Annotated in this window: 18 protein-coding genes; 8 read left to right on the forward strand and 10 right to left on the reverse strand. The window is 59.0% G+C overall.

All coding sequences use genetic code 11. The features are described from left to right. The first annotated feature begins 14 nt into the window (after window positions 1–14). The 6 genes from AC244Q_RS31790 (at window position 15) to AC244Q_RS31815 (ending at window position 5945) form a co-directional block, all read left to right on the forward strand. A complete protein-coding gene (locus tag AC244Q_RS31790; protein WP_012759937.1) occupies window positions 15–344 on the forward strand; it encodes an XdhC family protein in 330 nt (109 codons plus the stop codon). Then, on the forward strand, window positions 344–1039 hold the full coding sequence (locus AC244Q_RS31795; RefSeq protein WP_128405810.1) for an XdhC family protein: 696 nt from the start codon (window positions 344–346) through the stop codon (window positions 1037–1039). The genes AC244Q_RS31790 and AC244Q_RS31795 overlap by 1 nt, the downstream gene beginning before the upstream one ends. A 142-nt stretch (window positions 1040–1181) precedes the next feature. Next, the gene (locus tag AC244Q_RS31800; RefSeq protein WP_113548367.1) at window positions 1182–1805 is read left to right on the forward strand and encodes a nucleotidyltransferase family protein; all 624 of its coding nucleotides are present in this window, start codon (window positions 1182–1184) and stop codon (window positions 1803–1805) included. A gap of 495 nt (window positions 1806–2300) precedes the next feature. Continuing rightward, window positions 2301–4193: a molecular chaperone HtpG gene (htpG, locus tag AC244Q_RS31805; protein WP_128405809.1), complete on the forward strand. Its 1893-nt coding sequence runs from the start codon at window positions 2301–2303 to the stop codon at window positions 4191–4193. A gap of 394 nt (window positions 4194–4587) precedes the next feature. Beyond that, complete coding sequence (locus AC244Q_RS31810) at window positions 4588–5250, forward strand: transcriptional regulator (RefSeq protein ID WP_128405807.1); 663 nt, start codon at window positions 4588–4590, stop codon at window positions 5248–5250. A 131-nt stretch (window positions 5251–5381) separates the two neighbouring features. Further along, window positions 5382–5945 (forward strand): hypothetical protein, encoded by a 564-nt coding sequence (locus AC244Q_RS31815; RefSeq protein WP_128406087.1) that lies wholly within the window; start codon window positions 5382–5384, stop codon window positions 5943–5945. 301 nt (window positions 5946–6246) lie between these two features. On the opposite strand, the gene AC244Q_RS31820 is transcribed toward AC244Q_RS31815, so the two are convergent. After that, on the reverse strand, window positions 6247–6435 hold the full coding sequence (locus tag AC244Q_RS31820) for a hypothetical protein (RefSeq protein WP_487764166.1): 189 nt from the start codon (window positions 6433–6435) through the stop codon (window positions 6247–6249). A gap of 43 nt (window positions 6436–6478) precedes the next feature. On the opposite strand from AC244Q_RS31820, the gene AC244Q_RS31825 reads away from it, so the two are divergent. Continuing rightward, entirely contained in the window at window positions 6479–6952 is a 474-nt protein-coding gene (locus AC244Q_RS31825) for a VOC family protein (RefSeq protein WP_128406092.1), read from the forward strand. 90 nt (window positions 6953–7042) lie between these two features. Here AC244Q_RS31825 and AC244Q_RS31830 read toward each other — a convergent pair whose 3' ends face one another. Then, window positions 7043–7876 (reverse strand): helix-turn-helix domain-containing protein, encoded by an 834-nt coding sequence (locus tag AC244Q_RS31830; RefSeq protein WP_128406091.1) that lies wholly within the window; start codon window positions 7874–7876, stop codon window positions 7043–7045. 286 nt (window positions 7877–8162) lie between these two features. On the opposite strand from AC244Q_RS31830, the gene AC244Q_RS31835 reads away from it, so the two are divergent. Then, entirely contained in the window at window positions 8163–9044 is an 882-nt protein-coding gene (locus AC244Q_RS31835; RefSeq protein WP_128406090.1) for a helix-turn-helix transcriptional regulator, read from the forward strand. A gap of 143 nt (window positions 9045–9187) precedes the next feature. On the opposite strand, the gene AC244Q_RS31840 is transcribed toward AC244Q_RS31835, so the two are convergent. The 8 genes from AC244Q_RS31840 to AC244Q_RS31875 form a co-directional block, all read right to left on the reverse strand. Continuing rightward, complete coding sequence (locus tag AC244Q_RS31840; protein WP_128406086.1) at window positions 9188–10024, reverse strand: alpha/beta fold hydrolase; 837 nt, start codon at window positions 10022–10024, stop codon at window positions 9188–9190. Window positions 10025–10085: 61 nt separating this feature from the next. Next, window positions 10086–10772 (reverse strand): YoaK family protein, encoded by a 687-nt coding sequence (locus tag AC244Q_RS31845; RefSeq protein ID WP_128406085.1) that lies wholly within the window; start codon window positions 10770–10772, stop codon window positions 10086–10088. After that, the gene (locus AC244Q_RS31850) at window positions 10769–10930 is read right to left on the reverse strand and encodes a hypothetical protein (RefSeq protein ID WP_164902282.1); all 162 of its coding nucleotides are present in this window, start codon (window positions 10928–10930) and stop codon (window positions 10769–10771) included. Before AC244Q_RS31850 ends, AC244Q_RS31845 begins: the two co-directional genes overlap by 4 nt. 125 nt (window positions 10931–11055) lie before the next feature. Then, entirely contained in the window at window positions 11056–11964 is a 909-nt protein-coding gene (locus AC244Q_RS31855; RefSeq protein ID WP_128406084.1) for a glyoxalase, read from the reverse strand. Between the two features lie 355 nt (window positions 11965–12319). Further along, the gene (locus tag AC244Q_RS31860) at window positions 12320–12751 is read right to left on the reverse strand and encodes a DoxX family protein (protein ID WP_017997039.1); all 432 of its coding nucleotides are present in this window, start codon (window positions 12749–12751) and stop codon (window positions 12320–12322) included. Further along, window positions 12748–12957, reverse strand: coding sequence for a hypothetical protein (locus AC244Q_RS31865; protein WP_245460434.1), 210 nt, complete (start codon window positions 12955–12957; stop codon window positions 12748–12750). The genes AC244Q_RS31860 and AC244Q_RS31865 overlap by 4 nt, the downstream gene beginning before the upstream one ends. Window positions 12958–13059: 102 nt before the next feature. Further along, window positions 13060–14937, reverse strand: coding sequence for an amidohydrolase (locus tag AC244Q_RS31870; protein ID WP_164902281.1), 1878 nt, complete (start codon window positions 14935–14937; stop codon window positions 13060–13062). Between the two features lie 103 nt (window positions 14938–15040). Continuing rightward, window positions 15041–15331, reverse strand: coding sequence for a XapX domain-containing protein (locus AC244Q_RS31875; RefSeq protein WP_017997042.1), 291 nt, complete (start codon window positions 15329–15331; stop codon window positions 15041–15043). Window positions 15332–15357: the final 26 nt, after the last annotated feature.

Consider the following 15357-nt stretch of genomic DNA (forward strand, 5'->3'; position numbering starts at 1 on the left):
TGAGGCCCGCAGGAATGACCATCCAGACGAACCTGACCGACCCGCTGCTGACGGCCGAGCACTGGATGGAAACGGGCCGTGCTGTTGCGATTGCGACGGTGATCGAGACGTGGGGTTCGGCGCCGCGTCCGGTTGGCAGTCATCTGGTGGTCGATGGTGATGGCAACTTCGAGGGTTCGGTTTCCGGTGGCTGCGTCGAGGGTGCGGTGGTTACCGCCGCTGCCGAGGTAATTGCCGCCGGCAAGGCGCAGATGCTGGAATTCGGCGTTGCGGACGAGACCGCCTGGCGCGCCGGGCTGTCGTGCGGCGGGCGCATCCGTGTCTTTGTCGAGAGGCTCGGCTGATGCTCCGCGACAGCCTGCAGCGTCTGAACGCCGCGCGCCGGAAGCGTCTCGCCGTCGTGCTGCTGACAGATTTTCGGGGAGAAGAGCATGTCTTCCTGGAAGGGGATCCGGTCGAGCTGCCATTTGCCGCGCTCGTCGAAGGCGCCTTTCGGTCTGGCCGCTCGATGGCTTTCGACACGATAGATGCCAGCGGCTTCCTCAATGTCTACATACCTGCCCCGCGCATCGCCGTCATCGGCGCCGTCCATATCAGCCAGTATCTGACGCCGATGGCAAGGTTGGCCGGCTTCGATGTGCGCATCATCGATCCGCGCACAGCCTTTGCGACGCATGATCGCTTTCCCGATGCGCAGATGTGCACCGATTGGCCCGTCGATGCGTTGATGGCGGATCCACTCGACCGCTATACCGCCTTAGTCGCACTCACCCACGATCCCAAGATCGATGATTTTCCCTTGGCCGAGGCATTGCGCACCGGCTGCTTCTATATCGGCGCGCTCGGCAGCCGAAAGACCCACGCAGCGCGGACAGGCCGCCTTGCCGCATACGGCTTCGGTGCCGATGCGCTTTCGACGATCCACGCGCCGATCGGGCTCGACATCGGCGCATCCAATCCAGCTGAGATCGCCGTAGCGATCCTTGCTCAGGTCATCAAAGCGCTTCGCACGAGCAGCCGCCAGACGATGCCTGCGTAGCGCCTATGGAGAGGCTCACCCTCCGACGATGACGCAGATGGAAAGTAGCTTGCCTGGACGCTAAGCTGCTGCACGTTCGCGACCTCGTAACCTGGAGCTCGTCGACGGAGGACGCTGCAGCACTGGTGGGATCGGGAAAGAGATGGGAGCAAAGCCGAATGTATCAATCGTCGTGCTGGCGGCTGGCTTGGCAACGCGCATGGGCTCGAATGGCGGGCACAAGCTGTTGGCCATGTTTGACGGAATGCCGCTCGTGCGTCGCTCGGCTTTGGTCGCCAAGGCCAGTAGCGCCGTTTCCATCGTCGTCGTCGTCGGCCATCGGCAAGACGATATCCGGGACGTTCTCACCGGCCTGCCCCTGCATATTATCGTCAATCCAGACTACCGAGCGGGCATGTCGAGTTCACTGGCGGCCGGATTTGCCGCTGCTGTAGCCGACGGCGCCGATGGTGTTCTGATGTTGCTTGCCGATATGCCAGGCATTTCTACAGACAATCTGAATCAGCTGATTGACGCGTTCCAAGTCGCGGACGGCGCCGCAATCGTTTGCGCCGCTTCTGAGGGTATGCGAGGCAACCCGGTAATCTTGCCACGGTCCCTTAACGACAGCGTTCTGCGCTTGAGGGGCGATATCGGTGCCCGTGACCTGATCAGAACATCGGGGCTGCAGGTCATTGAGGTCGAGATAGGAACCGCGGCGCTAACCGATGTCGATACCGCCGAGGCGATTATCGCTGCCGGTGGCATTCCTGTTGAGGACTGCTAAGCGATGCCGCCGCTCGACCCAGCGGATTCTCACGGCTTCTGTCATGCAGTCTTAGCCCGATGAGGACTGTCGTCAGGTTTGAATAATATCACCTTTATGTCGAAACCCGCGTGAAGATCACACACGCGAAGTTGTTCATAGCTGTTGAACGAGATCGCCGGACTAGGTGAGCTCAGATTGTTGGAAGCTCTTCCACCTCTCCAGTTTTTTCATTACGAATTCCACAGTTGAAGCCTTGTGCAGCCAATCCCGCTTGCGTCCCGCAAGATCGCTCCCGATGTCGTCGGCGCTCAGTTCGCCCGCAAGATGCGAAAGACGTAGTCGTTAGTTCGAAACCTGCTCAAGAGCAGGGTTCTGGTGAACCTCTCGCGCTTTTGAAACCATTTGCAATCCCCGGCAATTGGCGCCAATCAATCGACCGCAACGGTGAAGCGCTTGAAATCCATCAGCGGAAAAACCATCTGACGCGCGACTTCTGCAAAATGGGGATTATCGATGACGACATTAGACGAGCGGCAGCCTGAGCAACATGCATTCGAAGCGGATGTCAGTCGGCTGCTGCACATGATGGTGCATTCGGTTTATTCCGACAAAGATATCTTCCTCCGGGAATTGATCTCGAACGCGGCGGATGCCTGCGAAAAGCTGCGTTACGACTCGATTTCCCAGCCGCAACTCTCGGCCGACGGTATACAGCCTGGAATTCTCGTGACCCTCAATGAAGAGGCGCTGACGCTTGTCGTCGAGGACAACGGCATCGGCATGAGCCGGAGCGAGATGATCGACGCGCTTGGCACGATCGCGCGCTCGGGGACAAAGGCATTCATGGAGCGGCTTGAGGCTGCTAAGGCCGGCGAGAAGGCTGAACTGATCGGTCAATTCGGCGTCGGATTCTATTCCTCGTTCATGGTGGCAGACAAGGTCGATGTGATCTCGCGGCGTGCGGGTCAGGAGGAAGCCTGGAAGTGGTCGTCCGACGGCAAGGGAAGCTACGACATCGTCGCGGCCGATTCCGTCGAGGCGCCGACGAGGGGTACCCGCGTCGTTCTGCATCTCATGGAAGATGCAAAAAGATACACCAACAAGTGGACTGTCGAAAAGATCATTCGCGATCAGTCCGGCCACGTACCTGTTCCCATTCGCCTCGTCGATAAGGAAGCGGCCGAGCCGTCGCAGATCTCCGATGGTGCCGCGCTCTGGACCAAGCAGAAGAGCGAAATTTCCAAACAGGATTACGACGATTTCTACCGTGGCGTTTCGGGTCAATACGATGAGCCGCTGACCAACGTGCATTTCCGCGCCGAGGGCCGGCACGAATATACGACGCTGGCCTTCGTACCCGGTTCCCAGCCTTTCGATCTGTTTGATCCGGATCGCAAGGGTCGGATGAAGCTCTACGTGAAGCGCGTCTTCATCACCGATGACACCGAGTTACTGCCGCGTTACCTCCGGTTCGTGCGCGGTATCGTCGATACGTCCGATCTGCCGCTCAACATTTCCCGCGAGATGATCCAGGAGAGCCCGGTTCTCACCGCGATCCGTAAAGGCGTAACCAGCCGGATCCTTACCGCATTGGAGAAAATGGCCGACAGCGAAACCGAGACGTTCGGCATATTCTGGGGCCTCTTCGGGGCAATCGTCAAGGAAGGTATCTACGAAGACTTCGAGCGCCGCCCGCAATTGCTCAAGCTGGCGCGTTTCCACACAACTGCTGCCGAAGGCGCGACACGGAGCTTGACGGAATACGTGGCAGCGATGAAGGAAGGGCAGTCGTCTATCTTTTACATCAGCGGCTCGAACCTGGAGCAGTTGAATGGTTCACCACAGCTCGAGGGTTTCCGGGCCAAGGGGATCGAAGTGCTGCTTTTGACCGATTCCGTAGACAGCTTCTGGCCCACCAATGTCCCTGATTTCGAGGGCAAGTTATTCAAATCGGTCACCCAGGGCCTTGCCGATTTGAATGACATCGCCGGCGAGGCAAGCACCGACGAGCAAAAACAGGAAGCCTCTTCCGAGGTTGCCGCTTTCATCGATTTCGCGCGCGCTGCTCTCGGCCAGGAGGTCGCCGATGTGCGTGTCTCCGGTCGATTGACGGAAAGTGCGGTCTGCCTGGTTGCTTCCGAGCACGGACCTGATCGACAACTTGAGAAAATGCTCCAGGGGGCAGGGCGGCTGCAGACGGCTTCGAAGCCCGTATTAGAAATCAACGCACAGAGCCAGCTCGTCAGAAGCATCGCATCGATGGACGATCATGCCTTTCGCGAGGATGCTGCGTGGCTCCTCCTCGATGAGGCCCGCATTCTTGATGGCGACAAGCCGGCGAACCCACGGGCATTTGCGGAGCGGCAGGCAAGACTGTTTGCCTTGGCGATGGGACACGGCAAATAAAGGTTCACTACGGATCCATTTGGGCCGAGATCCCTTATGCGTATAAAGACCAACTGCCCCGTTCCTGAGCTCTTCGACCAGGCGGTCGTAAATTGGCACGCGAACCGAACTCCGGCGCAATATCCCGATAGTCGGCGATGTTATAACCGTTATGGGACATCGGTGAGCTGTGGCATGTTGGAAGTGTGTCCTCTCGCGGAATCAGTATCAGCCCACGGATGGCGTTTGGAAGCGGCGACGGTCGCACCATATGAGCCCACTGGAGCCTTTTGTCGTCTCAGCTCCCGTGGCTCAGGGTATGGACCGCCGGCGCAATAGTCGTTATTTGCAGGACATGCTGCGATGTTGAAAACGTCGCTGAAACATCACCGCAGATACCCAAGGCTTTTTTAAATTGAAAAAAGTGCAGCGCAGCTTTGCCGTCGAGTACAAATCAGGTCGGCGAAAACTCAACTCCAAACCGAGCTCGATCTGGGCAGACACGGATCTCAAGTCCGTTGCACAAGATATGCAGGACGAGGCAATGCCATTTATGTCATTAGCTCCTCAGGCAAGAAGCACCGGAATGCTTGTATCCGAAGAAGAACAGGCCGGGCCGTTATTGACACTGCCGATCGAGCAAGAGACAAATGCATCGGCTTTACAGGAGACCATAATGGCCGACGAAAAAGATACGACAACCAATGCTGACACGCCGGCCGCCGCGGCGCCCGATGGACTGAAGAAGGTGCGCAAACCTCGCGCCAAGAAGGTGGTGCCTGCAACCGCCTCAGTCGCCGTTTCTTTGCAACCGGCAGCGGCTTCGGATGCCAAAGCTGGAAAGCAGACGAGAGGACGCAAAGCAAAGCCTGACGAAGGGACGACGAGTGCCAAGCGTGTACCTGTCAAACGTGCTCCGAAGGCTGTGTCGATAGCGGCTGCACCGTCGGTGGCGGCAGTTGATGAGATTTCGGATCTTCTGCAGCTCGAAGAGGAAAACCAGAAACTGCGCAAGCTGCTGGCGGAGAAGCTCCGCGCTGAAAATGCCGATCTGCGAAAGCGCCTCAACCTCGGTTGATCGGCAGCAGACGGTCAAGCGCTGGCCGCATTCTCATGCTTATTGAAGTGAAGATTTTGGCGGCGGTTCGTTCTGCCGCCAACGTTTTTGCTCGCAGTTTGCATACGCAGTAGAATTCGAGGTCAAATAAAATGGCGTCTCCATGGAAACTTCTTGCTGGGCTGGTGTCACGGCGACGCCAGCAGAAGCAAGAACACGGCTCGACCGATGATGTGAAGCCGGACGTATCAGCCATGGCCGAGCCGACTGAAGCGGCGGCCAACAACCGGTCGAAGGCCGCAGACCGTGCGGCCAACGAAAAGCCGGTCACCCACGAACAACACGAGGCGGTGTCGGTAGACCTGCCTCGTCATGCCGAAGAGGCGGCAAATAGTGTTGATGACACGGCAGATATGGAAAGCGCGACGCTTGAGAAAGCGGTTGATCCGGGCTTATCCAATGAGGCCGACGTAGCCGCGCACGCCTCACCAAAGGCATTGCCAGTAGGCGACGGTCCAACGCGAAAGCGCAGCAGGCGGAACAAGAAAACGAAAACCATTGCTGTCGTTCTTCCACCTTCTCCAGGCGTTGCCGCCATTTCTGACGATGCAGTGAGCCTGGATGGAGAAATCAGGCTGCTCCGGGATCAGCTGGCGACGAAGCTCAGGCTGCAAAACGCACAACTGAAGAAGATGCTGGATCGGTTCGAGCGCTGAGATTGTCATTTCCTGTCGTACCCAATTGCGGCCAGTGTGCCTTGGCTCGGAACGGGTATGAGCTGCGTTGCTGGCGAACTGGATAGGTCTGGTTGGCGGGGGTCAGACCAAGCTCGCAACGAGGTCTCCGCTCCCGCTGGGCCAAATTTCGATAGAGCAGATCGAAACGGAATTCTTTGCCACCGTCCGCTCGGGTTCGATCCTACAGCGCATGGTGGAAGCGCAAGAACTGGCAAACCTCGTTGCCTATCTCGCCAGCCCCCCGCTCATCCGCGACAAACTGCGTGCCTATTCGCCGATCTCAATCCCATCGACCTTTTCCAAACTCAAAGCCTTGCTGCGCAAACGAGCAGCCCGAAGCTTCGATGCCATCTCTCAAGCCCTCGGCGATATGGTCGGCCTCTTTTCGCGATCGCTGCCGTTGCGCGGGCCATGAAACTTTTTTTGGAATGATGTCGGCTGCTGGATGGCTCATCCGTCTTTCAATCATGATGACCGCTAAATCCTCACACCGAATTATGAAAGGGACTGAAATGGCCAAGAACACGATCTGCCTTTGGTTCGACAAAGATGCCGAGGAAGCCGCCAATTTTTATGCGCAGACCTTCCCTGACAGCGCCGTCGGAGCGATTATCCGTGCACCCGGCGATTATCCGGATGGAAAGGTCGGCAACGTCTTGGTTGTCGAATTTACGGTTGCCGGTGTCTCGTGCGTGGGATTGAACGGCGGTCCAACCTTCAAACACAATGAAGCTTTCTCATTCCAGATTTCGACGGAAAACCAGGAGGAAACCGACCGATACTGGAACGCCATCGTTGGAAATGGCGGACAGGAAAGCGAGTGCGGGTGGTGCAAGGACCGTTGGGGAATTTCATGGCAGATCACGCCGCGCGTTTTGATGGAGGCGATGCGAGCTGGCGGTATTGAAGCAAAGAGAGCTTTCGACGCGATGATGAAGATGCAGAAGATCGACGTCGGGGTGATTGAAGCGGCCGTTCGGGGATAGCGTCGCCGGCGGGCGAGGATGGTGTCTCAAAGCGGCGATTGGGGATGCCGAATTCAGTCTATTCCAAACGGCGCTCTCTGGTCGGCTGGACTATACGTTACGCCGCCAATTGCCAGGCGTTGCGCCAACGACACTTGAGAAAACCCTTGTGAAATGACTTTGATCGGCGAAGCCGCAGGCGATGGCGACTTCGGCGAGCGGAGCATTTGAAGTGCGCAGCAGGGTGCGGGCGCGATCTATTCGTTGGCTGACAAGCCATTGAAACGGTGTCATGCCCGTCGTCTCGCGAAAGGCGCGAATGAAATAGCCCCGAGACAGATTGCAGGCCTGCGCCACTTGCTCGATCGAGATGTCCCCTTCAAGGTTTTCGAGAAGCAGGCTTTTCGCCAGATGCTCGTGCATGCGCGACAGGCTTCGTGATCTGTTGGGGGTTGCAACGGACCGGCCGCCATAGCGTTGAACCAGGTAGGTCCCGATGGCAGTAGTCATCTGGTCGATGAACAGCGCGCTGGCTTCCTCCGGTTTTTCGAGTGCCGGGATCAGCGCCCGAGCGAGGTTGGCAAGCACGATGTCTTTCGCGGCGGTTTCGGCCGCGAGCGAGGTGATGCCGGAAAGTTCAGCACCATCGGCGATCCTGATGAGAGCCGCAGGCGAGATTTCGAACAGCAGAAAATCGAAAGAACCGCCGAGATCCGCTTTGTAGGCCTCGGCCAGATCGCGAATGTAGATCGAGTTCTCCGCAAAGTCGTGGGTCGTCACATGATGTTGGTGTTGGATTTGCCGCGTGTGACCGCCGATCGAAGAGACACCGACGACGAACCCTCGGTCGCTTGCCGTTGTCATGACCTGATCGAGCCGCGCGACGCTCGTTCCCTTGCGAAAGACCGCGATATCGGAACCTGCCAGCGCCTGGTCGATCGACAACTGTTTTAGAGGACATCCGAAGGTGTCGGTTGCCGTTGCGCCGAGTGATTTCACGTGACCGTCGGAAATAGGAACCAAGACGCCAAGCTTTCGTTTTTTGAAGACCAATCTCGGCGCTCAGCGCTTCAGCGCAGCCTTCCGCAAGATCGCAGAATCTCGTCGACGAGGATGCTTTTGTTCAAGATAGATGCTTCGAAGATATATAGGAACTCTCAAATCGTGGCATCGCGACGGTCGGGCTATACCGTTCCCAGCCCGGAGGATCGAGACACATTTGAGTGAAGCGTTGGCGGTCGGCGACAGGATTGCAGCATGTTTTGGCATCGATGCGGCGAGGGCCTTGGTCATCAGGCCTCTTCGCGAGGCGAAGCTCTCTGTCGTTCATCTTGACCACGTTTATGGAGATGCGGAGCATCCTGTCTTCCTTCCGGCCGATGATGCCTTCCTGGTGATGCTTTATCTCGTCGATGTCGATCATCGCGACAGTCCGGACCAGACCGTCGCAGCTTTGAAGACCTATCCCAAAGGTTCTGTCTGTCTCATCAGTCTGAGGTATGGCGCCGCAATCTCGATTAGCGGTCATTTCGAGGCGCTTGCCTTTCATATCCCGAGCTCACAATTTGCCGAGCTCGCCGAGGAGGCAGGCGAACCGCGCGTCGATGACCTTGCCACCTGCCGAGGGATTGACGATCAAGTGATCCGCAATATTGGTGGAGCACTGATGCCGATGTTTGACATGCCGGACGAAGTCAGGGATCAGCTGCTTCCCCATATAGGGCTGGCGTTAAGCGCCCATCTCGCCCATCGTTACGGACGCTCACCCGCACAGCGACTGTCGGCCAGCGGTCGGCTGTCTCCCATGCAGGAAAAGCGCATCAAGGCGTACATGGTCGCAAATCTGTCGGCCAACGTGACCGTCGATCAGATCGCCGATGCCACCGGTTTTTCAGTGGATGAGCTCCGTTCAGGCTTCTTGAATACAACCGGGCAGTCCGTTGCCGAATGGATGTCGGCGTACCGAATGACCAGGGCTAAATCACAGCTGAGCAGGACCGGTGATACCATCGCCCAGGTGGCCGCGACGTGCGGTTTTGCTGACGAGGACGCATTCATCGACACCTTCTCGAAGACTGTGGGAACGGCTCCGGCGGAGTGGCGCGCACACTAGGCGAGTTGAAGCTCGAGCGCTGCACCGCGATTTCCCTCGACCTCGGTTTCAAGGAAAAGCGCCGATAACGTCATGGTGAAAACAGCTTTAGACGCGATGTGCGCGGTCCGGATGCGGCACTGAAGCCGCACCCGGACTGACAATCAGGCTTCGACGAACGCCAGCAGATCGGCGTTCACGGCATCGGCATGGGTGGTCAGCATGCCGTGCGGATAGCCCGTGTAAACTTTCAATGTACCGTTCTGCACCAGTTTGGCCGACAGCCGGCCGGCATTATCGACCGGCACGACCTGATCGTCGTCGCCGTGCATGACGAGAGTCGGAACGGTGATGGCCTTCAGGTCTTCCGTCTGGTCGGTTTCGGAGAAGGCCTTGATTCCATCGTAATGGGCCTTGGCGCTGCCCATCATGCCCTGCCGCCACCAATTCTGGATGACGCCCGGGTAGACCTTCGCATCGGCCCGGTTGAAGCCATAGAACGGACCGGTGGGGAAGTCGATGAACAGCTGCGCGCGGTTTTCAGCGACGCCCTTGCGAATGCCGTCGAACACTTCCAGTGGAACGCCACCTGGATTTGTCTCGGTCTTCAGCATCAGCGGCGGTACGGCGGAAACCAGAACCGCCTTGGCGACGCGCCCGGCCGGCTGGCCGTATTTTGCGACGTAGCGGGCGACTTCTCCCCCGCCGGTCGAATGGCCGATATGAACGGCATTCTTCAGATCGAGCGCCTCGACGACAGCGAAGGCGTCGGCGGCATAGTGGTCCATGTCGTGTCCGTCGGAAACCTGTGCCGAACGGCCGTGACCCCGACGGTCATGTGCGACGACGCGGTAACCCTTCGACAGGAAGAACAGCATCTGCGCGTCCCAGTCGTCCGACGACAGCGGCCAGCCATGGTGGAAGACGATCGGCTGGGCATCCTTCTGCCCCCAATCCTTATAAAAGATCTCGACGCCGTCCTTGGTGGTGATGTAGCCCATTCTCTTGTCTCCTTGATTGAGGTGGGGTGGAAAACGTTGGCCGCCGATCGCGGGTGAGCAGCTATTTCGCGTCGCCTTCCGGTGTCTCGATCTCCGCGATCAGTGCCAGGAGACCGAGCAGCGGCGGGATCGCAAGGCACCAGATGCCAAGCCACATGAAGGCTGCGGCGGCGACACCGCAGCCGATGGCGAATGCGCAGACGCTCGTCAGCATCTTGATCATCCGCTTCTTGGCGGCACTTTTCGCTTCCAGGCTTTCGCCGCGAATGACATCAGCCAAATCGATCATGATTTGGGTGGTGTTGCCGGTCATCATCGTCGTCGGTGGTGCCTTCGCCAGATGGATTTTATGCGCGGCGTTCTGGATCGCCATCGCGGCAACCAGCACCATGCCCGTCAGGATCGCCGGCCATCCGTCTCCCTTCGGGAAAGGACCAAAGGAAACCGCAAGGACCGCCGCCACGACAAGCAACAGCAGCTTCACCCTCATCATCGTGCTTAAAACCGCGTATCTGCGCCTGGCGAGCCAGAAGCTCGCCAGTCTGGTTACAAGAATGACAGCGCAGAAGACCGGCAGAGCAAGAAGCTTGGCGATAATCCCGGACGTGCCGAGCACAACGGCCGCGCCGAATGTCACGAAATTCCCTGTGACATGCGCCGTGAACAGCCCCTGAAGCGCCAGAAAGCCTGCTGTGTCGACGTATCCGGCGTCGAAGCTCAAGACCGTTGCAAGAGAGATTTTTTTCATACGTGCTTTTCCTTTGCCGTTCCGGTGCGGGAGAATCTCGGCGTGGCGCCGAGACAGCTTTTATTCTTCTGGCCGCCGGCCTGGCGGATCGTTTCGCCGACGTCGTAACGAATGGCCTCGATGGCACCCCTCAGGTTGGCATTGAAGGCGTTGTCCATGCGTACCTGGGCATAGCGCCCCTTGATGTCCCGCCGCGCGCCACGTTGTCTGAAGCGGCGACACTCGGTTGGACATCGACGGCATCCTTGGTCGTCCCGCCGTCACAGCAGGCCCGAGCGGCCGGTCATTCCGAGACAAGCGGTGCGTGGATCTCGGCGATGTATCCGCCGGGGAACTGAACGATGGCTGCCTGACGCTTGTCCGACTTGTAAGGCTGGACGAGCACGGTCGCGCCGGAAGCGGTGGCCTTCGTGAGGGTTGCATCGAGATCCTTCACCGCATAACCGGTGGTCTCATAGCCAAAAGGGTAAGGAAGATGGCCATCGGTCACGAGGACCGACATGTTGCCGAAGTCCGATGTGATCCGGACGCGCCGGTAGGTGTCGGTCTGGCGACCGATCTCGACGCCGGGTGCCCTTCTGTCGTCGGAGACGATCTTGCCCTTCGAGAAGGTCAGGAAATCATCAATGAAAGCGCCGACGGAATCCTTTGAAACATATATCCTGTTTTCAGGGACCGTATCGAACTTGGGATAGTCCGGCGCCTTGGTGTGCCAGTAGAGCTGCATATTGACGCCGCCCGGCCATTGGATGACGGCATCGCGGCCGATCGGATCAGGGAAGGCTTCGACAATGACTGAAGCGCCGGCATTTCGAGCATCGCGGATCGCCCGGTCCAAGTCCGTCACGAGATATCCTGTCCGCTCCTTACCGAAGGGATGGGGGATCGGCGTCTTGAAGCCGAACAGGGAGACTGTGCCTGCGGGCGTTTGGATCAGTTGAGAGGTCGTGCTGCTCGGTGTTGGCGTCACCGTGGCGACGATCTGCTTGGTCGATGCACCGCCGAACGTGGCGACGAAACTCGCCGCGAAGGCATCGACGTCGGTTACCGGAACATAGACATGAGTGGTGTCGTATTGGGCGCCAACCGCCACGTTCTTGCCAGCAGCCCCTGCGGCTGTGGCAAAAGAGGCCATGATCGTAGCGACGGCAACGGCAACGGCGAATTTCAATCCAGCTGATGGAAAGGTCATGGATACATCCTCATGGTTAGGTCGGTTCCGGCGGGCATCTGTTTGTGAAGGGATAGTGGCTCGGGCGTCAGAATTGAACAATTACAATAATTCCGCCGATTGAATTGCCTATTTTGCAATAATGGGGACACGGAAGTCTGGGTCGGACAGATAGCTTTGATGGTTGGTTATCGGCGATTTTGCGCGCCATTTCCTGGAGGTCGAGTTCATGCTCGAGCTGTCGCATGACGGCCTCGTGGATCTCGCCAGCTCGGTGCGTTCTCAAGATCTCAGCCCGACCGGCTTTGTTGGTCGCAAGGACGGCTCAGAAATGGAGGGATTTGACGTCATCATGGCAGGCATCGGACGATGCACTCTATTTTCCTCTCGCGCGTTTGCGCAGGTCGACAAGAGCAACGAAGACGAAGGCACCGCTAAGACCGACGTGCTCGAAGAAGCCGTTCATGGCTGCCGAATGCTCGGATCCGGCCGGGATCTCCCAGAACCGCAGGGCAAGGAATGTCGCCATCAAGGTGAATATCGCCAGGGCAAGAGCCCCCAGCCAGCGCAAGCGCCCCAAAAGGATGAGGGCGGACATGGCGAGTTCGAAGATCGGCACGCCGCCTGCGAAAAGTGGCGCCGGAGCCAGCCCGAAATGGTTCATCTCGGCGACGGCCCCCTGGAAGTCGAGAACCTTCGTCAGCGGACCCTGGATGTAGGCGGAGCAGAGCGCGAGCAATGCCAGGAATTCGGCGACGGAAGCCTTGCCGGCGAAGCTGCCGGTTTCTTGAGCATGGATGGTCGTCATAGGAGTATCCTCAAAACACCTGTCATCGCGCCGACGTCGAAGCGATCACCGGGAGATTGAATGCCTTCGCTGCCCTTGCCAGCGCGACCATGGCGCTGAGAAGGAACTGACGATCCGTCGACCCGACGCCAAAAGGCGAGACCGGTTTGTTGATCGATCATCTGGACGGCTGGCTGAGCTGATTCAAGGAGTGGAATAGCGGACATGATTTCTCCGGGCTGCGGCCATTTCGCCTGGCCTCGTCGTTCGTCTGGAAGCTCCTCTACAGATCGTGCCGCAAAGGGAGCTTGTATGGGTAGACCGCGTTCTCAGACGGCCCAGCAGGAGCAGCCAAGGGCGCCAAAGAAGCCCTTCAGGTCGGCGATAGGAAGCTTCGATGTCCAGGCACCGGCATGATCGTGGCCATGGACACCGCAATCGCTGGCGCAGCCGCAGGAGGCGATCGCCGTACGGCGCAGCGAGTGTCTGCCTGCACCGTCGGGCTCGCCCCAGGCGGCATAACCGCCGAACTTGCGAACTGGTGACCAGTCCGGCATGGCGGGTGGGATATCGCTCTGATCCAGGGTGGCAAAAGTGCCGGCACCGTAGACGATCTTGCCGCCCACCATGGTGAGTTCCGACGTCAGGAACGAAATCTCGTCCTCGGCGCAGGCGAAGAAGTCCTTGTCCGGGACGACGAGATCGGCAAACTGGCCCTTTTCGATGCGTCCCTTCTTACCCTCCTCGTTGGAGAACCAGGTGACCTTTTCGGTCCACATCCGCAGCGCCGTCTCACGGTCGAGACAATTGGCACGCGGGTAGAGCTGCATGCCGCCGACAGTCTTGCCGGTGACCATCCAGGACAGCGAGACCCAGGGGTTATAGGAGGCAACGCGGGTCGCATCCGTGCCGGCCGAGACGTTGACACCTTTGTCCAGCATGCGCCGGATCGGCGGAGTGGCTTCGGCGACACCGTGGCCGTAGCGCTCGACGAAATATTCGCCCTGATAGGCCATGCGATGCTGGGTGGCGATGCCACCGCCGAGTGCTGCGATACGATCGATCGAGCGTTCCGAAATCGTCTCGGCATGATCGAAGAACCAGTTCAGGCCTTCGAGCGGGATATCCCTGTTGACCTTCTCGAAGACGTCGAGTGAGCGGCTGATCGTTTCGTCATAGGTGGCGTGAAGACGCCACGGCCAGCGGTTTTCGGCTAGCACCCGAACGACGTCTTCCAATTCCCCTTCCATTTCCGGCGGCATGTCCGGGCGGGGCTGGCGAAAATCCTCGAAGTCCGCGGCGGAAAACACCAGCATCTCGCCGGCGCCGTTGTGACGGAAATAATCGTTGCCTTGCTTGTATTTGACCGAGGCCGTCCAGTTGAGGAAATCCTCTTTCTCCTGCTTCGGCTTCTGGGTGAAGAGGTTGTAGGCGAGGCGGACCGTAAGCTGGTCCCCGTCAGACAGTTTCTGGATGACCGCGTAATCGTCCGGGTAGTTCTGGAAACCGCCGCCGGCATCGATGACGCCGGTGATGCCCAGGCGGTTCAGTTCCCGCATGAAGTGGCGGGTCGAATTAACCTGATAGTCGAAAGGCAGTTTCGGTCCCTTGGCGAGTGTCGAATAGAGGATGCCGGCGTTCGGCTTGGCCAGCAGCAGGCCGGTCGGGTTGCCGTTGGCGTCGTGCGTGATCTCGCCGCCAGGCGGGTTGGGCGTGTCCTTCGTGTAGCCCACGGCCCTGAGGGCCGCGCCGTTCAGCAAGGCCCGGTCGTAGAGGTGCAGCAGGAAGACCGGCGTGTCGGGCGCGACGGCATTGATCTCCTCGATGGTCGGCAGGCGCTTTTCGGCGAACTGGTGCTCGGTGAAGCCGCCGACGACGCGCACCCATTGTGGAGCGGGTGTGATGGCCACCTGCCGCCTCAGCATGTCCATGGCGTCGGCTAGCGAACGGACGCCGTCCCAGCGCAGCTCCATGTTAAAGTTGAGGCCGCCGCGCACGACATGGGTATGGTTGTCGACCAGGCCGGGAAGCGCGCGCTTGCCCTTGAGGTCGACGATCTTTGTATCGGGCCCGGCCAGCGCCATGATCTCGCTGTCGCTGCCGACCTCCAGGAACATACCGTCCTTGACGGCGACCGCTGTGGCGCTCGGATTTGTACGATCAAGCGTCGTGATCAACCCGTTGTGAAGGACGATATCGGCGTGCATGGCAGCGGCTCCGGTCGTGGTGGGATCGGCGGCATTGGCCGGCGAAAACAGGTTTGAAAAGGCGAGGCTCGATGCTGCGCCCAGGAACGTGCGCGCGTCGTCATCAGCTTTTCCCCGATGTTGAATCTTCGTGGGGCGGGTTCACCGCCACCACGTTTTGCCGGCCTTTCGGGAGGTGCCCGAACATGTGCGGCTTTACCTGGTGAAGCCAGGAGACGGCGGCAGGCTCACGAGCCCAGATGCTTTTTGCCAATGGCACGAGCTGCTCGCCGACGAGAATTCCGAGCAGCCCGATGAGCGCGACGACAGGCGGGGCAGGCGAGCGGACATTGAGCAGGCTGTAGATCACGCCAACCAGCAGGCCGGCACCAAGTGACAGGAGATAGACTTTCATGGAGAAGACCTTCGCTTGAGAAGCAA

Source organism: Rhizobium sp. CB2179 (assembly GCF_057653455.1).